This window comes from Candidatus Bathyarchaeota archaeon (assembly GCA_026014585.1).
Classification (GTDB): domain Archaea; phylum Thermoproteota; class Bathyarchaeia; order Bathyarchaeales; family Bathycorpusculaceae; genus Bathycorpusculum.
Genome location: JAOZIA010000024.1, coordinates 459,890 through 481,783, shown reverse-complemented (window position 1 = coordinate 481,783; position 21,894 = coordinate 459,890). Strand labels below are relative to the sequence as shown.

General features: G+C 42.4%; 22 protein-coding genes and 1 tRNA gene. 15 read left to right on the top strand and 8 right to left on the bottom strand.

Annotated elements, in window-relative coordinates:
- Positions 1-780 carry a lipoate--protein ligase family protein gene (locus NWF01_11735; GenBank protein ID MCW4025682.1) on the bottom strand — a complete coding sequence of 260 codons (780 nt, stop codon included), beginning with the start codon at positions 778-780 and terminating at the stop codon, positions 1-3.
- 56 nt (positions 781-836) lie between these two features.
- A complete protein-coding gene (locus tag NWF01_11730; protein ID MCW4025681.1) occupies positions 837-1,790 on the bottom strand; it encodes an HIT family protein in 954 nt (317 codons plus the stop codon).
- Between the two features lie 73 nt (positions 1,791-1,863).
- Here NWF01_11730 and NWF01_11725 point away from each other — a divergent pair, with 73 nt between their 5' ends.
- On the top strand, positions 1,864-2,151 hold the full coding sequence (locus NWF01_11725; protein ID MCW4025680.1) for an iron-sulfur cluster assembly protein: 288 nt from the start codon (positions 1,864-1,866) through the stop codon (positions 2,149-2,151).
- Positions 2,152-2,172: 21 nt separating this feature from the next.
- On the opposite strand, the gene NWF01_11720 is transcribed toward NWF01_11725, so the two are convergent.
- Positions 2,173-2,943: an ABC transporter permease gene (locus tag NWF01_11720; GenBank protein MCW4025679.1), complete on the bottom strand. Its 771-nt coding sequence runs from the start codon at positions 2,941-2,943 to the stop codon at positions 2,173-2,175.
- Positions 2,940-3,929 carry an ATP-binding cassette domain-containing protein gene (locus NWF01_11715; protein MCW4025678.1) on the bottom strand — a complete coding sequence of 330 codons (990 nt, stop codon included), beginning with the start codon at positions 3,927-3,929 and terminating at the stop codon, positions 2,940-2,942. Before NWF01_11715 ends, NWF01_11720 begins: the two co-directional genes overlap by 4 nt.
- Positions 3,930-4,078: 149 nt before the next feature.
- Here NWF01_11715 and NWF01_11710 point away from each other — a divergent pair, with 149 nt between their 5' ends.
- The 5 genes from NWF01_11710 to NWF01_11690 all read left to right on the top strand — a co-directional run bounded on the left by NWF01_11710 (position 4,079) and on the right by NWF01_11690 (position 8,000).
- Positions 4,079-4,366, top strand: coding sequence for a 2TM domain-containing protein (locus NWF01_11710; GenBank protein MCW4025677.1), 288 nt, complete (start codon positions 4,079-4,081; stop codon positions 4,364-4,366).
- A gap of 81 nt (positions 4,367-4,447) precedes the next feature.
- Positions 4,448-4,876 (top strand): OsmC family protein, encoded by a 429-nt coding sequence (locus NWF01_11705; GenBank protein MCW4025676.1) that lies wholly within the window; start codon positions 4,448-4,450, stop codon positions 4,874-4,876.
- A 133-nt stretch (positions 4,877-5,009) separates the two neighbouring features.
- Positions 5,010-5,780, top strand: a complete 771-nt coding sequence (locus tag NWF01_11700; protein ID MCW4025675.1) for an ABC transporter ATP-binding protein — start codon at positions 5,010-5,012, stop codon at positions 5,778-5,780.
- The gene (locus NWF01_11695) at positions 5,777-7,495 is read left to right on the top strand and encodes a hypothetical protein (GenBank protein ID MCW4025674.1); all 1,719 of its coding nucleotides are present in this window, start codon (positions 5,777-5,779) and stop codon (positions 7,493-7,495) included. Before NWF01_11700 ends, NWF01_11695 begins: the two co-directional genes overlap by 4 nt.
- 64 nt (positions 7,496-7,559) lie before the next feature.
- Positions 7,560-8,000 carry a YbhB/YbcL family Raf kinase inhibitor-like protein gene (locus NWF01_11690; protein MCW4025673.1) on the top strand — a complete coding sequence of 147 codons (441 nt, stop codon included), beginning with the start codon at positions 7,560-7,562 and terminating at the stop codon, positions 7,998-8,000.
- Positions 8,001-8,014: 14 nt separating this feature from the next.
- Here NWF01_11690 and NWF01_11685 read toward each other — a convergent pair whose 3' ends face one another.
- From NWF01_11685 to NWF01_11675, 3 genes are all read right to left on the bottom strand, one after another.
- Positions 8,015-8,590, bottom strand: coding sequence for a rubrerythrin family protein (locus tag NWF01_11685; protein MCW4025672.1), 576 nt, complete (start codon positions 8,588-8,590; stop codon positions 8,015-8,017).
- Between the two features lie 186 nt (positions 8,591-8,776).
- Positions 8,777-9,136, bottom strand: coding sequence for an endonuclease domain-containing protein (locus tag NWF01_11680; GenBank protein MCW4025671.1), 360 nt, complete (start codon positions 9,134-9,136; stop codon positions 8,777-8,779).
- Positions 9,137-9,522: 386 nt separating this feature from the next.
- Positions 9,523-11,925, bottom strand: a complete 2,403-nt coding sequence (locus NWF01_11675) for an AAA family ATPase (protein ID MCW4025670.1) — start codon at positions 11,923-11,925, stop codon at positions 9,523-9,525.
- Between the two features lie 151 nt (positions 11,926-12,076).
- Between NWF01_11675 and NWF01_11670 the strand changes: the two genes are divergently transcribed.
- Positions 12,077-13,108, top strand: coding sequence for a hypothetical protein (locus NWF01_11670; protein ID MCW4025669.1), 1,032 nt, complete (start codon positions 12,077-12,079; stop codon positions 13,106-13,108).
- Between the two features lie 11 nt (positions 13,109-13,119).
- Here NWF01_11670 and NWF01_11665 read toward each other — a convergent pair.
- A tRNA-Ser gene (locus NWF01_11665) sits at positions 13,120-13,235 on the bottom strand.
- A gap of 521 nt (positions 13,236-13,756) precedes the next feature.
- Here NWF01_11665 and NWF01_11660 point away from each other — a divergent pair.
- From NWF01_11660 to NWF01_11625, 8 genes are all read left to right on the top strand, one after another.
- Positions 13,757-14,230: a hypothetical protein gene (locus NWF01_11660; GenBank protein MCW4025668.1), complete on the top strand. Its 474-nt coding sequence runs from the start codon at positions 13,757-13,759 to the stop codon at positions 14,228-14,230.
- 129 nt (positions 14,231-14,359) lie between these two features.
- A complete protein-coding gene (locus NWF01_11655) occupies positions 14,360-15,325 on the top strand; it encodes a glycosyltransferase family 2 protein (protein ID MCW4025667.1) in 966 nt (321 codons plus the stop codon).
- Entirely contained in the window at positions 15,322-16,527 is a 1,206-nt protein-coding gene (locus tag NWF01_11650; GenBank protein ID MCW4025666.1) for a DUF1972 domain-containing protein, read from the top strand. Before NWF01_11655 ends, NWF01_11650 begins: the two co-directional genes overlap by 4 nt.
- Before the next feature lie 150 nt (positions 16,528-16,677).
- Positions 16,678-17,286, top strand: a complete 609-nt coding sequence (locus tag NWF01_11645; protein MCW4025665.1) for a class I SAM-dependent methyltransferase — start codon at positions 16,678-16,680, stop codon at positions 17,284-17,286.
- 34 nt (positions 17,287-17,320) lie between these two features.
- Entirely contained in the window at positions 17,321-18,097 is a 777-nt protein-coding gene (locus NWF01_11640) for a class I SAM-dependent methyltransferase (GenBank protein ID MCW4025664.1), read from the top strand.
- 17 nt (positions 18,098-18,114) lie between these two features.
- Entirely contained in the window at positions 18,115-19,302 is a 1,188-nt protein-coding gene (locus tag NWF01_11635; GenBank protein ID MCW4025663.1) for a glycosyltransferase family 4 protein, read from the top strand.
- A gap of 2 nt (positions 19,303-19,304) precedes the next feature.
- Complete coding sequence (locus tag NWF01_11630; protein ID MCW4025662.1) at positions 19,305-20,531, top strand: polysaccharide pyruvyl transferase family protein; 1,227 nt, start codon at positions 19,305-19,307, stop codon at positions 20,529-20,531.
- Positions 20,532-20,549: 18 nt separating this feature from the next.
- Entirely contained in the window at positions 20,550-21,854 is a 1,305-nt protein-coding gene (locus tag NWF01_11625; GenBank protein ID MCW4025661.1) for a Coenzyme F420 hydrogenase/dehydrogenase, beta subunit C-terminal domain, read from the top strand.
- Positions 21,855-21,894 lie beyond the last annotated feature (40 nt).

The window sequence follows — 21,894 nt, the reverse complement described above, 5'->3', positions numbered from 1 at the left end:
CTAAACTTTCCCTTCAACAGTCCACTTTTCAGACGTATACTTTTCTTTGAGTTTCTCCGCTGACGAGGTCTCTTCGGATGTGAGTTCATCTTCGCGGAGCTGGATTTTCAGGATTGCCTTAAAACCCTGAGCCATCGCGTTTGCAACAGTGTCGGGTGAAATTTTGTGGGCGAGTTCGTTTTGGATGCTGGTGATTTTGCGCCTGCCAATGTCTGATGCTAAGGTGCAGGAGGCGCCTTTGAGTTGGAGAAGCTGAAACATTTTATCTATGTCCACGCTGCGCAGTAGCGTGCCGTGCTGAAGGACGACGCCGCGGGTGATGACTTGACTGCTGCCGCTGATTTTTTTGCCATCTACGGCAAGGTTGGGGCAGTTTTTTGCGTCTCCGCTGCTGTAGTCTGCAGGAACCCCCAAAAGCCGCAATGCATCATAAACGGCACCATAAATTTTAGTGTAAACACTGGTGACATCGGCTGAGCCTAAATCAGACACCTTGGCAACCACACTGTAGGTGACTTCGCCCTCAAAATCGTGATAGACTGCTCCGCCGCCGCTGATACGCCTAACAACGTCCACGCCCAATTTTTTGCAATTTTCAAGGTAGACTTGCTCGGTTGGGTTTTGGTTTTTGCCGATGCTCACGGCGCTGGGTTGCCAGCGGTAAAACCGTAGTGTGTTTGGGATTTTGTCGGCGACGCGGGCGTTTAGGATGGCTTCGTCGATTGCCATGTTCATCTGTGGGGTGCAGATTTGCAGGGGAAGATAACGCCAAGTATCCATACAGTTCACTTACGGAGATACACTTACTTCAACGTTAAAAGTATAACTTATCACTCTTACTTTTTCAACTGAGCATTTATGGCTACAATGTTGCCGTCAACCATTTCCAGCCAACCCTTATTCTGGGTAGCATCCAAGCCCTTGTCGGAAAAGATTTGTTTTGCCTTCAAAAGCGCCTCTAATGCTGCAGGTAAGCATCCAAGCGACGCCAACGCGGTGCCCTGATTTACCTGTGCCATAAGCCATCTGCCCGTGTCCGCTGGGTAGTTTTCGCCGCATACCTCATAGAAAACAAGTGCCATGTTTGCTGCCGCGAAGCTTTCCATGTGCTTGCCCAATCGTCCCAGCGCTCCTGATAAGCCAGCGTGTATTGAAGCTTCAAATCTGCGTTTATCAAATCCTTCTTTGTCTGGGAGTAATTGGGAAAGTTTTAGGGCTTTGTTGTAGTTGTCGATGCAGCCTTGATAGTTGCCAGTGTTGAAGGCTTGTTCTGCGTTTTTGTGGGCATTTTGCATGTCCCGAATTACGTGTGCTGCTTTCATAACTTCACCAATCAAGGTCAAAGGAAAAGTATTATTGAAAAAGCGCGAGTACAGGTTTTGGCGGATTTTATTAGCCAATTCCTCAAGCTGTTCACGCGGTGCCATCTGCAAATCGCTAAACGGCGGCAGTTTCTGTCCATCATGTCGAGGAACAATGTGGACGTGGAGGTGGAAGATGTCTTGTCCTGCGGCTTTACCGTTCTGCTGAATGATACTGATTCCGTCGGCGTTTGTGGTTTCTTTGACGGCGGCGGCAACCATTTTTGTTGCATTGTACACGTCGCATAGGAGCTTGTTTGGGATGTCAAAGAGGTCAACGCAGTGCTCTTTGGGGATGACCAGTGTGTGTCCAGCGCTTAAGGGCCTGATATCCATGAAGACCAGAACGGTGTCGGTTTCGTAGACTTTGCTGGACGGGATTTCGCTTTTCACAATTTTGCAAAATATGCAGGATTGGTCAGTTTTCATGCTTGTGCCTCAGTTATTTCATGTATCAATCAGTTTATAAGTTCTGCCACTCAAATAATGCTAAGTGAACCTTATGACCGAGCTTGAAACTAAAGTGCGGCAAGCCGTAGGTAACGTGCAAGACCCCGAAACTGGGCAAACTTTTGAGGAAATGCAGATGATTCACAGCGTCAAAGAAACCGCGCCCGGCGAAGTCTCCGTAGAGTTCGTGCCCACCAGCCCGTTCTGCCCTATTGCGTTTAAGCTTGCCAAAGACCTCAAAGCCGCCGCAGTCACGGTTGAGGGGTTAAAGAAGGTTCAGGTTTTCTGCCGTGGACACGTAATGGAGCAGCAGATTAACGATATGACAAACAAAGAATAAACGCTATTTTTGTAAAACGGTTTATTTCATTTTTGAAAATGCCCAAGTGCCAATGCCAATCATAACCAAATCAAAGAGGGCAACCACGCCTAAATCCACCCACAAGGGCTGAATCGCAAGCGGCATCCAAGCATCACCCAAAACCACCTGTCTTAATGCATCTACGCCGTAAGTGAGGGGGTTGCCTGCGGCGATTGTGGTTAACCATTCGGGTAGATTCCCGCCTTTTAGAGGGAACAGTGCACCGCTCAAAAAGAAGATGGGCAAGTTTACGAATGTTTGGATTGCGCCAAAGCCTTCGAGGTTGCCCATGAAGCTGGCGATTGTTAAGCCGATGCTGACCATGCCAAAGGTGACCAGTATCATGATGGGTAATGCGTAGAGGATTGCTATGGGGTTAATGGGGACTCCGATGGCTATGCCGATTACAAAGACGATTAAGCCTTGAAACATTGCATCTGTGCTGTCACCAACCATCTTGCCCAAAAACAGCGTCAACCGCGACACAGGCGCAACAAGGATTTCCTTCATGAAACCAAATTCTCGATCCCAAATCACGTTAATACCCATAAACATAGCCGTGAAAAGCAGGGTTTGACCCACAATACCGGGCAAAATCACTTGCTGATAACTTAAACCTTCAGGCAGAGTGAATCTTGCGTTGAAGGCAGCGCTGAAAATCACCAGCCAAAGCAGCGGCTGAACAAAACTGGTTATGAGGCGGGTTCTGTCACGGATAAAGCGTTTGACTTCCCGCAGCCAAAGCGTGTAAAATCCGCGGATTTCACTCATTTAATACTCCTCCGTCTTGCCGCGGCGAATCCGTGCAGTTCCTTAGCTGTGTCTTGCCTTATGGTTCTGCCCGTGTAATGCAAAAACACATCTTCCAAGTTGGGTTCACGAAGCAAAAGGTATTCCACGTAAATGCCGTTTTGACTTGCCAACTCCATGATTCTAGGCATGGCTGCTTTGCCATTGTGCACAGTAAACTCGACAGCGCCATCAATTATGCTGGATTGTGAAAAACCCAGCCATTTAGAAGCCAACGCCGATAACTTTTCAGGCTGGTTTGCCCTTACAATCACTACGTCACCTTCAAGAGCTTCTTTAAGTTTAGAAGGCGTGTCTAGCACCACGATTTTTCCTTTGTCCATGATGGCTATGCGGTCGCTGAGCCTGTCAGCTTCATCCATGTAATGTGTGGTTAGCACTACGGTGATGTCGTGGGCTTCTTTTAGTTCTTTGATGTATTTCCAGATGTGGTCGCGCGTTTGAGGGTCCAAACCCACGGTTGGCTCATCCAGAAATAGCACTTTGGGGTAATGGATTAAGCCGCGTCCAAGCTCTAATCGCCTACGCATACCACCTGAATACGTCCGCAACAAATCATCAGCCCTATCCTCAAGCTCCACAAGTTTAAGGATGCGCCCTATGCGTTCTTTCTGCTCAGATGGAAGTACGCCGTAGAGGTTTGCGTGCATATACAGGTTCTCCCGTCCTGTTAGGCGGTCGTCGACACTTGGGTCTTGAAAGACTATGCCGATGGACTTGCGGACTTTGTTAGCTTCCCGTACAATGTCAAACCCGTTTACTGTTGCTGAACCCGAGGTTGGTTTTAGAATCGTGCAGAGCATGCTGATAGTGGTGGTTTTGCCTGCACCGTTGGGTCCAAGTAATCCAAAAATTTCGCCTGTTTCCACTTCGATGTCTAATTGGTCAACTGCATTAAAAGCGTTGTAGATTTTGGTGAGTTGACGGGTTTGGATTGTATAGGGCATAAGGCGTACTTCTTTTAGGAGTGGAACGCTGGGCGATTTAAGGTTATTCACCAACAAAAGAGGAAAGCGCATAAAACAGAGATGCCACGTAATAACTGGTTTTAAATATCACCTGTTACCTACACAGTGAATGGGTTTTGGTGAAAGCATTGAGTTCAGATGAACAATTACGGCAAAAAGCGCGAGAGCGAGCAGGTGCTAAACTCTCATTCTACATCCATGCCGCCGTTTATGCGGCTGTGAACACGTTGCTGTTTCTTATATGGTTCTTTACAGGCGGATTAAGTACGTTTCCATGGTTTTTGTTTCCACTGGTGTTTTGGGGCATCGGGCTTGCAGCACATTACATGACCTCGTTTACGTACTTAGGATATTATGACCGCATGACCGAGGAAGAATATCAAAGACTAAAAAAAGAACAAGAAAAACAACACTAACACGCTCGCACGTGCTGCTTCGTAAACATTAAATTACACTTTTCCCCACAAATACTTAGAGGATGATTTGTTTTGCCTGAAATGAATTTTGAAGGAGTAGCCACTTGGGAAAGCGGCACCGAATGCAGCCTATCCGTGAAAGGAAAACAAATAGCCACAGTAAGCCCGCCGCCATCGTTTGGAGGAAAAGAAGGCTACTGTAGCCCCGAAGATGTATTCGCCGCCGCACTCGCGTCCTGTATGAACACGCTGTTTTTGTTGATAGCTAAAAATTCGCAGTTGGGACTGAAAAGTTTGGAAACTAAGGCTAAGTTGAAGATGCATGTGGAGGGCATGGAGAAATTGATTTTCACTGATGTGCACTTTGTTATGGATGTGGGCTTGGAGAAAGATGGCGAGCATGAACGCAAAAAAGCAACTATGGTTTATGGCATGGCACAGAAGATTTGTCCGATTCGGCAGTCTTGGGGTGAGGCAGTGCCAATCAGTTTTGAGTTAAACTTTAAGTAACAGCCACAAAACAGGGCGGTTAACTGGCTAAGTGCAGTTGATTAATACATAGACTATAGAGACGGGGCTGGGTGTTTGCACATTAAATTTAAATATTGATAGCTTTCTATTGCATGCTGGGGTATCGGTAAGCATGAGCGCACCTGCTGTTGAATTGAAAGGCGTCACCAAACGCTATAATGAATTGGTTGCAGTAAACAACATCAACCTAACCATTAACAAAGGCGAAATTTTTGCACTTTTAGGTCCTAACGGTTCAGGAAAATCAACTACCCTGAAAATGCTTATGGGACTAGTGAAAGCGGATGGCGGCTCTGTTGTAGTTTTAGGTTTAGACCCCCAGCGGGACTCTGTAGAAGTAAAAAAGCTTGTCGGGTATGTTCCTGAATCCCCCGCAATCTATGAGTTTTTGACGGGACTTGAGTATTTGGATTTTATCGGTGACATTTACGGCATGCAGGCAGATGAGAAACAGCAGCGCATCACCGAGTACCTAAAAGCCCTGCAATTGGAAGGCAGAGAAGGCGACATGATTAACAGTTACAGTGACGGCATGAAAAAGAAAATCAGCCTCATCTCAGCTTTTTTACATAAACCCAAACTTCTTATCCTTGACGAACCCTTAAACGCGCTGGACCCAAGAAGCGCACGTATAGTCAAAGATTTCATAAACGAGCTTAAACGTCAAGGGGTAACCACAATCCTCTCAACTCATGTGCTAGAAATCGCTGAGGCAGTATGCGACCGCATAGCCATAATGTACAAAGGGAACATACTCGCACTGGGCAACATGACTGAGCTGCGTGAACGGGCAAGCTTGCCAAGTTCAGGTCTTGAAGACATATTCCTCAAACTTACAGGAACCGAGGACTTACGCGCAGTTGTCGAGGAACTTGTCAAATGAATTGGAAAAACATCCTTCTCCTCATGCAGGTTGAACGTAAATCAGGTAGACTGCTGAGGGGAAAAAAAACAACTCGCTATAAAGAAAACAGCTTTATCGCTTACTGGCCTTACTGGACAGCAATAGTCATCGGTGTAGTAGCGGGAATATTTGCTAACTTTGTTGTTGCCTCTGTTTACCCAAGTTTAACCAATGAAATCCCTGACCTTCCAAATGTCCAAGACGGAGCCGTAAGTATCTTTGTCATTCTACCCACAATAGTGTTAATTTTTGCTGTTGTTCTAACGATGCTTCAGCAGTTTCAGCTTGCAGGCCTAAAAGCAGCCTCACAAATGATTTACTGGCTACCTGTAACATGGCAGGAACACACTGCAGCATCCATTCTAGCAAACCTGTTTGGGTTCCCAATGGGCATCGTTTTAGGAATGGCTGCAGGAGTAATAGCTTTCTCAGCCTTCAACGGCATAATAATACCTGCACTGCTAGTATCATTGGCAATGTTTGCTTCAGCGTTTCTTGCAAGCTCCATAACCGAAATCATCCGAATCCTGCAAATACGCTTCACAGGAGCCGTTTACAAATCCAGCGGCAGAGGAGCAGTCTGGGTAAGATTCATCGGCACACTTGTCTTTTTCATCATATTCTACGTCATATACTTCACAATAACGCAAGGCTTCTATGATTTCTTCCAAGGATTAACCGCATTTCAAAGCAGCGCATGGTACATCCCCTTCGTTTGGCCAGCAACAACCGTCTTCTACCTTGCCAGTGGAATGTATCTTGAAGGACTACTCTTTCTTGGTTTATCCGTTCTTTTCATCGCAGGCATATACTACCTTGCAGTAACATTAAACGTCAAATTTGGACTCTACGAGCCACCAGCAATCAAAGTACAGAAAAGCGGCGTCTACACGCCAAAAACAGGTTTTCTTGGCAAAATCGGGTTCTCAACAGCTGAAGCAGCCCTAATCCGAAAAGACCTGCGAGCATTCACCAGACGACGCGAACTAATGCAAACCTTCATTGTCCCAATCGTTTTCATACTAGTATTCCTCATGCAATCTTTAGGCATCACCGGTGGTAGCGCCTCGGGTTCATCGCCCCCAGCAGAATTATCAATGATTTTCTCTCTGATGATGTTCCTGTTGCCTGCAGCTGTAATGGCAATGGCTCTTGGTAACATGCTAATCGGAGAAGAGGGACAATCCGTCTGGAGAATTTATGCCTCGCCGATTTCGCCCAAAAACTTGGTTAAAAGCAAACTGGCATTTAACGTTCTATTCTCATTAATCATTATGGTAATAAGTGCAGTTGTCGGAATCTTCTTCTACAAACCAGACCCAGGCTTTATAGTGTTCGCGTTAGTAGAAGGCGTATTCTTAAGCGTGGCGGTAGCGTCAATTTCACTTTGCATGGGCTTTAGAGGTGCAGATTTTAGTGTATCTAGACGTGCCAGAATGATACGTACCGAATGGGCTTTCATATCCATAATCGGATGCGGCTTGGCAGGTTTGGCAATCTTGGCGCCCTTTGCCCCAGCAGTGATAAGCGCACTCTTCTCCGTAGGCACCACAGGCACTTTAATTTTCAACTTTGACTTCTCATTGGTGCTTCCACTAATAATCAGCGGCGTAATCGCATCAGTGATAACTGGAGTTTTCTACAAAATAGACATTGGCAGTGCAGAGGAACTGATAAGAAAAGCCGAAACCTAAACATCCAGCATAAATTTTTATCCCGCCCAACCCACATTTTAAATGATTTTTGGAGACCAAAATTATGGAAGCCTTAACAGTAAAAAGCAAAGCCTTCGAGCATGGCAAACAAATTCCGCCAAAATACACCTGCGACCAAACCGGCACCAGCCCCCCGCTGTCAATATCTGGCGTACCCAAAACCTCCAAGTCACTGACGCTGATAATGGATGACCCCGACGCGCCGTCAGGAACGTTTGTGCACTGGATAATATGGAACATCCCGCCGCAAACAAGCGAAATCAATGAGGACACCGCACCGGGTGTTGAGGGCTTAAACAGTGGCGGCGAAATAGGTTACACTCCACCGTGTCCGCCATATGGAACGCATCGTTACGTCTTTAAAATCTACGCGCTGGACTGCGAACTCGCCCTAAGCAAGAAATCGAATAAGCAGGATTTGGAGGCTGCCCTGCAAGGACACGTAATCGCAAAAGCCGAACTATTAGGACTTTATAGTAGATAAAAAAGAAAAGTTGGTTAGTAGTTTTCTACCCAAACTTCAAAGAATGATTGCGGATGTGCACATGTTGGGCACTTGTCTGGTGCTTCTGTGCCTTCAACGACCATGCCGCAGTTTCGGCACTTCCACTTAATCGGTGCGTCTTTCTTGAAGACTTTGCCTGTGTTGATGTTTTCAAGCAGTTTGTTGTAGCGGCGTTCATGAGCGGTTTCTGCCTGCGCAACCATCCTAAAAGTGTTCGCTACATCCAAAAAGCCCTCTTTCTCAGCAACAGCAGCAAAATCTGGGTATAGTGTGGTCCATTCCAGTTTTTCGCCTTCTGCTGCAGCTTTGAGGTTGTCAGCTGTTGAGGCAATTACGCCTGCGGGATACTCAGCAGTAATGGTTGCAACGCCTCCCTGTAGATGTTTAAAGAACAGTTTGGCATGCTCTTTTTCGTTGGCTGCGGTTTCTTCAAAGATGGCTGAAATCTGCTCGTAACCCTCTTTTTTGGCTACGCTGGCAAAGAATGTATAACGGTTTCTTGCTTGGGATTCTCCTGCAAAGGATGCGAGGAGGTTTTTTTCTGTTTGGCTACCCTTAAAATCCATAATTAAAACTTCCTTAGCGTATATCATGCTAAACAGAAAAATAAAAACCATTCCATACAGTTAAGGCCTTTTCAATTAACACTATTGCCTATTTGGTGCCTATTAGTCAAGGTATGCAGAAAACATAGAGAGAGGTCAAAGCTCTATTTGGAGCCTATTAGAAATACAATGCAGAAACGATAGAGGGGTCTACTCTATTTCTTCTTCATCAAAATTGATGAACTTCTTAATTTGAGCAATAACTTTTGCGCATTCCTTCTCTGTCAACGGCGGGTCGTAGCGGATTCGCAGCACATCCCAGCCTTGCAGTTCAAGCAAATCTGTTACTTCCTCGTCATGTTCAAGTTGTTTGTCTTTTTTGTGCACTGGTATGCCATCAAGATAGACCACTTTTTTCTTTTCAGGCCAGCAAAAATCGGGTATGGTGCTTTTTAGGATGATGGGTTTTTGGGTTAGCATGCCGCCTGTTAAGCCTTGTGCGCTGAGTGCTTTGAACACGTCTATTTCTGCTTTGCTAACTGTTGGATGCATGTGACGTTTGTAACTCAAAGTTAACCCTTGAGCATGCAAGTATGGTTAACGGTTAATAAACACTATTTACAATAACGGTGATAATTTTATGCGAGCTTGATCCAAAAAGGAGCTTAGCGGGCCGCCACTGTTATTCAGGAGGGGTCAAAAAATTCGCCCCGAGCAATAGACCCTGACCGCCAGCCTGTTTAACCTGCTGACCCGCCAAGATGGGTGTATCTCTTGGATGGCTATTTCTCTCGCACAATAAACAAACCTAAGCTGGTATAAATGGCGTTGTGGTTGTGCATTTGCAACAACAAAGCGCTACAAAACAAGCATTTTATCAAGCGTTTTTGCCTTAAAACGCCAATTCATGATACAAAACTGCATTAAAAATGTGTGGGGAAAGAGCGTTTTTAGTTTTATGCTCTTTTCTGGGTTTCAAAGAGGGGGAACTCTTTGAGTTTATCTGCCATAGCCTTAAGCTGCTTATCTACAAGATAATTCACGGTGCCTTCCTCAAAGGTTCCATCTGCTTCACGTTCGCCAGCTTTGGTGCCTGTGAGAATTTCAATGCCTTCATCAATAGTTTTAGCTGAGTAAATGCTGAATTGCCCTGCTTTCACTGCTTCAATTATTTCTTCTTTAAGCATAAGATTTTGAATGTTACTGTCTGGAATCATCACGCCCTGCTTACCTGTGAAGCCTTTAGCTCTACAAACTTCAAAGAAACCCTCAATTTTCTCGTTCACACCGCCAATTGCCTGAACCTCACCTTTCTGGTTAACCGAGCCCGTTACAGCAATATTTTGCTTAATGGGTAACCCGCTAAGAGCTGAGAGCATAGCATAGAGTTCCGTGCTTGATGCGCTGTCACCTTCTACTCCGCCGTAGTTCTGTTCAAAAACCAGCCGCGCTGAGAGACTCAGTGGCTTGTCTTTGGTGTACTTGTCGTTGATGTAGCCGCTTAGGATAAGGACGCCTTTGGTGTGGATTGGACCGCCTGTTTTTGCTTCTCTTTCAATATCAATCACGCCTTCCTTGCCTAAACCGATGCTTGCTGTCACGCGAGAGGGCGTGCCGAACATGAAGTCTCCCAATCCTGAAACCGCTAAACCATTAACCTGTCCAGTTTTCTGGTCAACGGTGTCAATCAAAAAGAAGCCACGTTTTATCATTTCTTGAATTTTTTCTTGGATTAGTTTTGAGCGGTAAATTTTTTCTTCAATAGCTTTCTTTACCTGGACTCCTATAATCAGGTCGGTTTTGTCTTGTTCCGCATAAAAGTTTGCTTCTCTGATGACGTCAGCGATGGCGGAGAAATGCGTGGTTAGCTTGTATTGGTCTTGAGCTAGTCTTGAACTGTACTCAATAAGTTTAGCCAATGCTGCCCCATTAAGATGTTTTAGTTTCTCTTTTTCACAAAGAGCACACACAAAAGCGCCGTATTGCTGCTCATTTTCAGTTGTTCTAGGCATTGTTGTGTCAAATTCGGCTTTAACCTTGAAGAGTTCTCGGAAATCTTGGTCCATGCTAAACATTAACTGGTAAATTTCGGGGTTGCCAATCAAAATCACTTTAGTTGCCATGGGAATTGGTTGAGGTTTTAGGGTTTTAACACTGATGAACCCGTAGCGTTCTTCTGGTTCTTCAATGTACATTTTTTGGTCCCTGATATCCCGTTTAAGGCCATCATAAGCAAATGGGCTACGTAGCAAATCCTCAACGGGCACAATGAGGTATCCGCCATTGGCCTTATGGACGGCTCCTGCACGTATCATATTAAAATCTGTTGTCAACGCGCCAAACTGGGCTTCTTTTTCGGTTCTTCCCAGAAGGTTGTGGTATGTAGGGTTTGTTTCCATAATAACTGGCGCGCCTTTGGTTTCAGAATTGTCAATAACCACGTTTACTTCATATTTTTTGTAGGGTTCTTCTTTCATCCACGGTATAGCAAATGGAAATTGCTGCTTGGGCTCATTTTGCTTGGTAAACTGCTGTAAATTATCCAAAATATCTTTTTGAACTTCTTTTAGATACTCTGTAACCTCATCAGTTTCTGTGTACTTTTCAAGCATGCTGTCGATTTGGGTTCCAATCGCGTAGAGGGCAACTTCGCGGTTGAGCTTTTTGAGTGCTTCACGGATTTTTCGCTCCATGTCAATGAGTTGCCGCATGGTGTTACGTAAATCGCCTTCTAGCTTGTCACGTTTTTCTTGAAGCTTTTCTTTGATGTTTTGAGGCAGTGCTGCGATTTCTTCCTCATTTAACGGCTTCCCATTTACAATTGGAATAAGAAGTAAACCAATTGGGGTGGTTTGAATAACAAAGCCTTCCGCTTGGGCTTTTGAGTTTAACTGGTCAATAAGGGCGGCTCTTTGCCGTTCCAGTTCTTTAACGGTTGCAGCTCTTTTGGATGCATAATCTTCACTTTCAAAAGCTTTAGGTAACGCCGATTTTATACTGTCAATAAAACTCTTCATCGAATCCTTGAACTCTTTGCCTTTACCCGCTGGCAACCTGATGGCTTTAGGCTCATATTGATTACCAAAATTGTTCACATAACACCAATCTGAAGGCACGGGCTGTTTTTGAGCTAGCTCTTCAACAAAATTTTTAACTGCTGTTTTTCTTCCTGTCCCCGAGTAGCCTGCCACGTAAATGTTGAACCCGTGGTTTTTGATGTTTAATCCAAACTGTAAGGCTCTGACGGCTCTTTCTTGACCAATGATTTCGCTTATTGGAGTTAAATCTTTGGTGGATTCACAGTGCATAAAATTAGCATCACAGGCTCGCCTAAGTTTTTCTGCTGGTAAAGTAGTCATAACAAAAACCTCATTAAAAAGTTACAAAACCACACATTTATTCTTTATCTAAGTTACACTTAACACGTAAGATCAGCAGATGTTATCTCAATTGAGCAATTGACAGAGATTTATTAGTTACAAGTAAGAAAATATTGATTGGGGTTAGAGTTTGAACAGAAAAATCCTAACCGTAACAATACCTTTTGCTTTGCTGATGGCTTTTTTTGTTCCAATAGTTATAGCTCATTCTCCATTAGAAACAGACAATAACGAATCAATCGATACCGCTACAGTTATTCCTGACCCCGCCAAATCTTGGGCAATATACTCAACACTAAACAAAGACGGCGATGCCCAATACTACACTTTTAACATAACTGCTGGACAAAACATACACACCTTACTCTACAAATCCATAAGAGTTGAAGACGAAAACTTCAATCCGCGAATAATTCTGATGGGACCACAAATATCCTCCGATGGCAATATTCCAGAAGAAATTACAGTGCCCTCTGAATATGGTGCCCAACTCATAAATAACACAGAACAAAAACCCACCTTTGAACCCTTTTCTCCAAGCGTATTTGTAGAGTTAGCCGATTTCACGTTGGAAAATCCTGCACCGGGAAAGTATTATCTTGTAGTTTTTGAGCAATCTGATGAACCCAAAGGTGGAAATTATGGCTTAACAGTGGGTGACCTAGAAATATACACTGTTGAAGAGTGGATTTTAATACCGTTTAGCCTAATCAGCATTTATCAGTGGGAAGGACAAAGTCTCGCCATAATTTTTGCACCCATGCTTGCATCTCTTGTAGTGGGTGGAATTTTGGTTGCTTGGAAACTAAAAAAACAAAACAGTCTCACAAATTTAATGGCTTGGCTGGGTGCAATAGCAGGAATTACCTTTATTGGAACAGCAGCAACAACACTTTACCAGTTAATCTTTGCAGCATTGCAAGTAAATGCAGGTGCAGAAGCCATAGTCACAATGATCTTTGCACTTATACCCTTCCTTCTTGGGGTATTGGTTCTTCACCTTTCTCTTAAAAGCAGCCCGAGAGTCACAATTAAAAAGCGTGTCTCTTTTGTGGTTATGGGTATAGTGGCTTTGTTTATGTGGGCTGGCTTAATTGTTGGTCCCATACTGGCTATCTCGGCTGGTTTAGTGCCGATGGGTAAACCAAAAAATGCCAAATAATGGATTAATGGTGGCGCCGAGAGGGGGATTTGAACCCCCGTGGCCCCGAGAGGCCACAAGCTGATTGGTGCACCCTGAAAAGAGTGCATCTCCAGGCTTGCTCCCTGCCTGGCTAGGAGACCTCGGCATAGCAGTCTTTTATGTTGCTTTGGTTTTCAACACTCTTTAGTTAAGCTGAATTTAAAGGTTTATGGCTGATTTAAATGCTTTAGTTGTTTTGCTGTTTTTTCAAAGCCTTTTTTATCACTTCAGAAAACGGGCAAAAGATATATACCACTTGTAAGACATACAATCACCGTTTGTCTGCCAAGTGAATTGTATGATGAGCCCCCGAACTCAACCAAAAGAAACCCAGCAAGAAACAGAACCGTTATTCAAACATCTGTCATTTGTTGGAATAAAAACTGGTAAGTGCCCAATCTGCAAGGAAACAAAACCGCTTCTTTTTTTAAAATACGGTTTCACTTTGTGCGAAGACTGCTTACGAGTTTGCATAAGCATTCTAGACTACCTACAGCAACAAGAAAACCAAGAATCATCCTCACCACAAAAACCCCCAAAAAATATCCTCAACCAGAAAAAAACCTCCGTGACGCCTAGTTTTCAAAAGCATCCAAAAAAAGCAAGAAAAAAAAGTGAGGTTCATCAATGAAACGCGAAATTTTTGGTAAGACAAATCAAACAGGGCGTACTCAAAATATAGGCAGCATGGTTAAAACTGGCGGTAGACAATTTTTGATTAAACTTAAACAGAAGGCAATCCGAAGCAACAATTCTTGGTTCAAAGTCCTAAGTTTAGAGAAACGAAGATTTATCGAAGCTGTGATCCAAACTGTTGACCGGATCCAAAGCTCTTTGCTTCTAAAACTTATGACTGAACTATCAGAGAAATTGCTTTGCGCCATCGGTGGCTTGCCCGCTTTCATAGGCAAAATACGATCCGGCATGATAAGCTACGGGTTTCCACTTGCCCAAAAAATAAGCAGCATAGCCCACGTCTGGGGAAACAAACTATCTCACAAATGGGCAAATGATGAAGGCTTCGTCAGATACCTCACAGTAACCGAAGTCAACAATCTGCCAATGTATCAAGCAAGCAGAAAACTTGCAGTTACGGTGTGAAAGGGTTGAGCGGTAAACTTACTTTCATTCTCCTTTCCCTTGTCGTGATGAAACCCCACAAAACCACCAGCAACAAACAATAAAGATGCCAAAAAATGCTGTCTCAAAAAATTTTTCGCCCTGAAAAAAGTGGTTTTAACCCAAGACTCTGCAACTAACAATTCTGCTGTGACCCAAAACGTTTTCACATCTAACTGCACGCCCATCAGGAAAGACCAAGTAACCATAGTTATCCCTGTTAAAAACGAAGAATTAGCCATCAGCAAAGTAATAGATGAACTACTGTCAGAAGGCTACCAGAACATTCTGGTCATTGATGGGTACTCAACCGACAACACCCTAAACATCATAAAAGAAAAAAGTGGCGTACAATTCATTCACCAGCATGGCAGAGGCAAAACAGGTGCAGTAAAAACCGCCATAGACAACGTCGCAACACCCTACATGCTTGTTATTGACGGAGACTTCACCTACCCAGCTAAAGACATCTGGAAACTGCTTGCACACTGCCACATATACTCTCAGGTAATAGGTGTACGTGACAGAAAAAATATCAGTTATATCCACAGATTTGGGAATAAAGTAATCACACAAGCCTTCAATCTGCTGTTTAGCGCAAACCTTTCCGATGTATGCTCAGGTATGTATCTTCTAAATACTGAAGTAGCACGGCAGCTTGAACTTAGCTCCAAAGGCTTCATAACTGAAGTGGAGATCGCTGCTCAAACCGCTGCACGATACAATATAACAGAAGTTCCTATTGGATATAGACAACGGATAGGTAAAGGTAAACTCTCTACTTGGAATGGCTTTGGGATTCTTAGTGCATTAGTTAAATTGTCTTGGAAACATAATCCCGTCTTACTATTCTCCGCTCTTGCCAGCACAGCAATTATACCAGCAACAGGTATACTTGGCTGGGTTATCTTTCGTCAATCCACTGTAGGCATCTGGCATAGCGGCTGGGCACTAGTGGGTGTCCTTTTACTACTTTTTGCAGCGCAAGCTATTGCAGTTGCAGCCACATCTGCTTTGATAAAACGGATGGAACAAAGAATCACTCAGCGCCTAGCCAAAAAAGGCTTCCTTAATTGAAATTGCGTCTATTCAAATTTTTAAATCTGTCTACTGTTTTTTCTAATTCAAGCTCCAGTGATCTAAACGCAAAGGAGCACCAAAAAAAGATTAGGGTTGCGATCTTGGGTTCCCGGGGGATTCCAGCTGAATATGGTGGATATGAAACGATAACTCAAGAGTTAAGTCTGGGGTTGGTTCAGAAAGGCTTCAAAGTATCGGTAACCTGTGAATCTAAAGATTTTACAATAAAACATGGAACATACAAAGATGTTAACTTGATGTATTTTCCAGTTATCACTTCTTTGAGAAATCTTTCTGAACCTGCAGTTTATGATGCACTTTCAGTTTTTTGGGCAACTTTTAATGCAGATATAATATACATGTTAGCATACACTTCTGTACCCGTTCTAATTTTGCCTAGGCTTTTTGGTAAAGTTGTTGTTGTGAATCCTGACGGTTTAGAATGGAAGAGACGAAAATACAGTTATGCATTAAGATTCTTGCTTCGATCATTTGAGGTTCTTACCCTAAAAATAGCCCATTATATTGTTGTCGACTCAAAAGTCCTTTGTACTTACTACCAGAAGGCATACAAGGCTCCCACAGTCTACATACCATACGGCACCCGTGAAATCCCCCCTTTGGATTCAACCTTCTTAAAGAAATATAATCTTGAGAAGAATCAATACTATCTAGTAATAGCTCGACTAGAGCCCGAAAACAATATTGACATAATAATTGAGGAATACCTAAAATCAAATTCAGACAAAAAACTGGTTATCGTTGGTCCATTAAAAAAAACCACATATGTTAAAAAACTTTTGAAGTCAAAATCTGATAGGGTTTTCTTTTTAGGCGGCATATACGAGCCTAAAGTGCAAAGGATGCTGAGACATAATTGTTTTGTATACATACATGGTCACGAAGTAGGAGGAACTAACCCGACGCTCGTCGAAGCTTTGAGTTGTCATAACTTAATAATTGCTCTAGATGTTTCATTTAACAGGGAAGTAGCCGGAATAGGCGCACTATATTTTAATAAAACCTCTGGGAATCTTGCCAAAATAATAAAAAAGATTGAAAAAATAGACACTGATAAACTCAATCAGATGAAACAGCAAGTATATGAGAAATACAAAATTGGCTACTCAGTAGATGGTATGGTTGAAGTCTGCGCAAAATCATTCCATAATTTCTCCAATGGCCATCACGCTGACTAATCTTACCTATACAGTCTTTAGATGGTCTATTTGAGAGCGAACTTGTTTTGGCGTGGCATGTACAAATACGTTAAACATCAAATATGGACCACTTTTGCAGCTACCCTTTCCCCCAGAAGAGACCTCTTTCTCGCTAATATGCTGGAAAACGTGGAGCAAGAACTTAACCTATCCAGTAATACTGCTTCATTAGAACCCTGCTTGCTTGACATTGGCTGCGGGACAGGTAGCTTAACGGAAAAAATCATTGAAATATATGACCTCAACACAGTTGGTATTGATATAACTAACCTTTTTAGCGCCAAGGATAAAGCACCCTACATAGTAGGTAGCAGTTGTATGTTGCCTTTCAAAGGGCAATCTTTTCGTTTCTGCAGCGCTTTTAGTTTGATAGAACACATACCTGAAGACTATCGGAAACAATTTTTTGAAGAAGTAAAAGCAATATTGAAAAAAGATGGTCTTTTCATCATACAATTGCCTAACCGATATTTTCCTATCGAGCACCATTCATTTCTTCCATTTGTTGGCTATTTGCCGTCCAGATTACATGGCTTGTTTTATTATGATTATGTCAGTGTTCCTTCAAGAAATGAAACAATAAAGGAATTAACAAAAAGTGGCTTCATTATTGTAAAAAATGTTAACTACGGCGTCCCAACTTCTAAGGCTTCTGGGCATCTTCTTGCATTAAGAAATGTCTTTTTCAAAATTCTCCCTTTCGGTTTCATTATTGTGGCAAAAGTTAAGCATGATTAAGTACACTTACACTTTTCAGTATCAATGGTAAGTTATGGCCCTGCTTGATAATTACGATACAATTCTTGTCAACAGGCCATGGTTAAGAAAAGTTATTCTACGTTTTCTTTTCATGCCTGCCCTTCAAGGTTTTTTCGAATCACTCTCCTTGCATACAGCAGACCACCTAAAGAAAGAGGCAGATCAGTGCACCAGTATAGAGGAATTTGTTGATTTAGCCTTCAAATTCACAAGATATATTTTGTTAAATATCGCTCCTCTTCAAATCAAAAAAGAATTCGCCAGCCTTCTTAAAATTTTGGAAAAAAATAAACCACAATATGTTTTGGAACTTGGAACCGCACGAGGTGGCGCATTGTTCCTGTTGGCACGTATTGCAAAACCTAATGCCACTATAATCAGCGTTGACCTGCCGCAAGGCGAATACGGCGGTGTATGGTATCCCAACTGGAAAATGATGCTTTACCGTTCATTTGCAATAGATCAACAGAAACTGTATCTAGTTCGAAAGGATTCTCATGCTCGTTCAACTGTTGATTTAATCAAAACACTGCTGAACCAGCAAAAATTAGATTTTATTTTCATAGATGCTGACCACACCTATGAAGGCGTAAAGAACGATTTTTATGCGTACAGTCCGCTTGTTCGAAAAGGCGGCTTAATAGCGTTCCATGATATTTGTGCTGGTCCTCAGGAATTAGTAGGTGGTGTTAGCAAGTTTTGGAATGAAATAAAACCTATCTACAAGCATCAGGAGATTGTTGCAAGTTCCAATCAGAAAGGATTCGGTATAGGCATAATCTATACTTAAAAATCAAGCGTGAATCTTTGGATATTGCTTTGATTACTCACGATTACCCTCCTATCATTTTTGGAGGAATTGGCAATTTCGCTTTTGAGTTGGCAAAAGGGCTCTCACATAGAGGAGTCAATGTTCATGTTATAACTGGTCATCCCGAAGACATCTCTTCCATTGGAACTACGCGTTTTCAACGGGTAATGGAAAATGCTGTGGATGTTATTAGACTTCCGTACCCAAGCATTCCGCCTAGGCATACAATTTTTCAAGCTTGGAACTTTAAGAGAATATCAAAAATAATCCAAAGCTTAGACGTTGACGTTATCCACGGGCAGTCAGGTTGTACTTATCCTTTAGTAAAAAATCTAAATAAGAATGCTCCCGTGCTTGTTACCTTTCATGGAAGCGCCCTTTTTGACAAGATTGCAAGTTCACAATCAATTTTTCGTGGTGGAACAATCGATGACTTCTCAAAATTCTTCTTGGGCTACCCTGCTTGGCACATGAGTTACAAAAAGGAACTTCAATACTCTAACGCTGTAATAACCGTATCAAAAGCTTTGAAATCTGAAATCCTGATCGAAATGGGCAAAAAATACGAAAACAAAATCCAATCTATACATAACGGTGTTGACTTGCAATCGCTTGATAAGGACTACTGCGAAAACACAGACGGCATTGACGAATCAGAGGAAAAAATTCTATTCGCTGGTCGTTTGTACTGGCGAAAAGGTGCTTCAAACGTGATTAGGATGGCTTACTTGCTGCAAAAGAGGAATACTAACTTCAAAATAATTGTTCATGGTACTGGTCCTCTTTTTGGCAAAATGCAGCAAAGCATTAAAGCTTTGGGATTAACAAATGTCCAGCTAAAAGGGTTCACTTCAAAACGGGAACTAATAAAGAGCCTAAAAAGCTGCAAATTTGTGTTAATTCCCAGTTTTTATGAAGCTTGCCCGATGACCCTTTTGGAAGGTATGTGTTTAGGAAAGATCCCCCTGATGCTAAAATTACCTTTCTCCTCTGAACTAACTCAAGAAGGGAAATATGGTATACTGGGTGACGGAATGGTGGACCTAACCAATCAAGTAATAACCCTGAAAAACTCACATTTGTTACCTCAGTTCAGCAATGATATTCGTGCCTTTGCCAGAAATGCATACTGTATCGAGAAAATTACTGGACAATATCTTGAAGTTTACAAAAACTTGGTTTAGATATGGTTTTTAAAGAAGACACTAACAGTTCAACTAAGCCAAAGAGAATATTTGTTGACGGCGCCAGTTTTACTCATCGTAGCTTGGGCACCCGCGAAATGGGCATCGGTGCTTTCATGTTACTTAAGAAATATGCACCAGACGCAAAACTTTGCATAGTTTCTGCTCATCCAAAAGAGGAACATGAGCAGTGCCGTAAGCTTAATTTTGATGTAAAAATAACAAAACAAAAACAATCTTTCTTTGCGGCTATTCCCGTTCTTCTTTCTGAATACTTCAAGGCAGACCTGATTGTAGGAGTGTATGGTGATGGCTTTACTGGTAGAAACCAACTACAAAATTCTGTGCTTCTTTCAAAGTTTTATCTCGATTTTATCGTTAAGCTCCTTCTAATCGACGCGACTGGAAAACCATTGCTTATTTTCCCATCCTCTCTGGGTCCATTTAACCGGAGCTTTGACAGATTCTTCGTTAAAAATCTCCTAAACAGGGCCAGAGCCGTGATGGTTAGAGAACCGCTTTCTAAAAAGTACCTTTTAGCTGCTGGCATAAACAAGAACATCATATTTGACGTTCCAGATGTCGCTTTTATTGTACAGGAGGCATCACCTAAATCTATTGAATATTTTTCCAAATTAAAAAGTAAAAGTCTCATAGTGGGCATCGGTGCTTCACAATTGATAAGTTCTGAATCAGAGAAATACACCGAAATACTTGCAAAAACCGCGGATTATTTGGTCACTAACTTGCACGCTACAGTCCTTCTTATTCCGCATGAAATACAGTTAAAGAAAATAAGTGACCCCCCTTCTCACTCAGCAAAAATCGGCGGAGACGACCTTGATGCAGTACGCAAGGTGTACTCGCAAGTAACTAAAAAACAAAACATAATTCCAGTCACTGACGAGTCTGAAGCTGATATCTTAAAAGCAATAATTGGTCAGTGTGACTTGTTTATTGGTTCAAGAACACATTCGATAATTGCTGCGTTATCAATGGGTGTTCCGACTATTGGAATAGCGTACAGCCAAAAAACCCCCGGAATAATGCGGATGGTGGGTCTGGATGAATTTGTTAGTCATTTTAGGACACTAACCTGTGAGGATTTGATTTTAAAAATAAACACCATGATATCCGCACGAGTTGAAATACAAAATAAATTATCCATTAAAGCAGAAGAGCTGAAAAAGCAAGTTTGGGGTATTTGTGACGTTATCGACAATTTTTAAGGCAGCTGTCTTGAGAATATGACACAAGCACTTCTACAAGACAAAAATAGACAGACAATCAGTAGGACAGTTACCGCTGGTCTTTGTACAGCATGCGGGACTTGTGAGGGTGTATGTCCACAATCAGCCATTAAAATGTATGAAGATAAAAATAGAGGCAATTTTTTTCCGCGGATAAACTTTCAAAAATGTATTAACTGTGGGGTCTGTCTCCGTTGTTGCCCTGGCGAATCTGTTGACTTTAAACAGTTAAATCTGGAACTGTTTGGGAAAGAGCCTGCGGATTTTCTGGTGGGCAATTTCCTTGATTTTTACGTTAGTAATTCAACTAATTATGAGATACGGTACAATTCTTCTTCTGGTGGATTAATCACTGAATTGTTGATTTATGCCCTAGAAAAGCGGATTATCGATGGTGCAATAGTGACAAGGATGAGTGATCAAAATCCTCTGCGTCCCGAAATTGTCTTAGCGAAGACAAAAGAAGAAATTGTGGCAGCATCTAAGTCCAAATATTGTCCTGTGCCAACAAATGTTGTGTTAAAAGAAGTTCTTAAAACAGATGGGCGTTTTGCTATAGTTGGTTTGCCTTGTCATATACAGGGCGTTAAAAAAGCTATATCTGTTAATAAAAAAATAGGTGAGCGAATACTTTTCACTTTTGGTCTTATGTGCTCTTACAATCGAAATTTTCTGGCGACCGAGTATATACTAAAAAAATTATGTATAAAAAAAGACGATGTAGCTGTTTTAGACTATCGAGGACAAGGTTACTTGGGTTACCTGTGTGTTAAACTAAAAAATGGGCAAAAAATCTCGGTACCTTACACTCAATACTACAATAAATGGTTACGGTCTTTTTTATATTTACCCCGCTGCACTATGTGTCTTGATCATACAGCTGAATTAGCCGATATCTCCTTTGGGGACAACTGGATGCCCAATTACCAAAAAGAGTCTGTTGGTAGCTCCATACTTATATCCAGAACGGCATCTGCGGAAAACTTGATAGCAAATGCACTGGCAGACAACAGAATAGACCTAACAAAAACAAAAAGTAGCGAAGTAATTGCATCCAAGAAAGGCGCTTTAATCCGTAAACGAAATTATATAAGCGCACGCATTGAGATCTTCAAACTCTTAGGTAAGAAAACCCCCTTTTATAACCAATCATTACCAACAGGTACACCTTCAGCTTATATTGATGCTATAATAACATACCTGCAAATATTTCTAGCTCAAAAGCGGTTTTTGTGGCGATTTTTAGATGTGCTGGCAATCTCGCTAAACTTGGCTGCAAACACCCTGAAAAAGAAACAATAACAAACGGCAGAATATCACGCGTTAAAGTAGGTGAGCAAAT

Coding starts and splice junctions, on each gene's coding strand:
- NWF01_11735 (MCW4025682.1), bottom strand. CDS start 780: ATGGATACTTGGCGTTATCTTCCCCTGCAAATCTGCACCCCACAGATG.
- NWF01_11730 (MCW4025681.1), bottom strand. CDS start 1,790: ATGAAAACTGACCAATCCTGCATATTTTGCAAAATTGTGAAAAGCGAA.
- NWF01_11725 (MCW4025680.1), top strand. CDS start 1,864: ATGACCGAGCTTGAAACTAAAGTGCGGCAAGCCGTAGGTAACGTGCAA.
- NWF01_11720 (MCW4025679.1), bottom strand. CDS start 2,943: ATGAGTGAAATCCGCGGATTTTACACGCTTTGGCTGCGGGAAGTCAAA.
- NWF01_11715 (MCW4025678.1), bottom strand. CDS start 3,929: ATGCCCTATACAATCCAAACCCGTCAACTCACCAAAATCTACAACGCT.
- NWF01_11705 (MCW4025676.1), top strand. CDS start 4,448: ATGAATTTTGAAGGAGTAGCCACTTGGGAAAGCGGCACCGAATGCAGC.
- NWF01_11700 (MCW4025675.1), top strand. CDS start 5,010: ATGAGCGCACCTGCTGTTGAATTGAAAGGCGTCACCAAACGCTATAAT.
- NWF01_11695 (MCW4025674.1), top strand. CDS start 5,777: ATGAATTGGAAAAACATCCTTCTCCTCATGCAGGTTGAACGTAAATCA.
- NWF01_11690 (MCW4025673.1), top strand. CDS start 7,560: ATGGAAGCCTTAACAGTAAAAAGCAAAGCCTTCGAGCATGGCAAACAA.
- NWF01_11675 (MCW4025670.1), bottom strand. CDS start 11,925: ATGACTACTTTACCAGCAGAAAAACTTAGGCGAGCCTGTGATGCTAAT.
- NWF01_11660 (MCW4025668.1), top strand. CDS start 13,757: ATGAAACGCGAAATTTTTGGTAAGACAAATCAAACAGGGCGTACTCAA.
- NWF01_11640 (MCW4025664.1), top strand. CDS start 17,321: ATGGCCCTGCTTGATAATTACGATACAATTCTTGTCAACAGGCCATGG.
- NWF01_11630 (MCW4025662.1), top strand. CDS start 19,305: ATGGTTTTTAAAGAAGACACTAACAGTTCAACTAAGCCAAAGAGAATA.
- NWF01_11625 (MCW4025661.1), top strand. CDS start 20,550: ATGACACAAGCACTTCTACAAGACAAAAATAGACAGACAATCAGTAGG.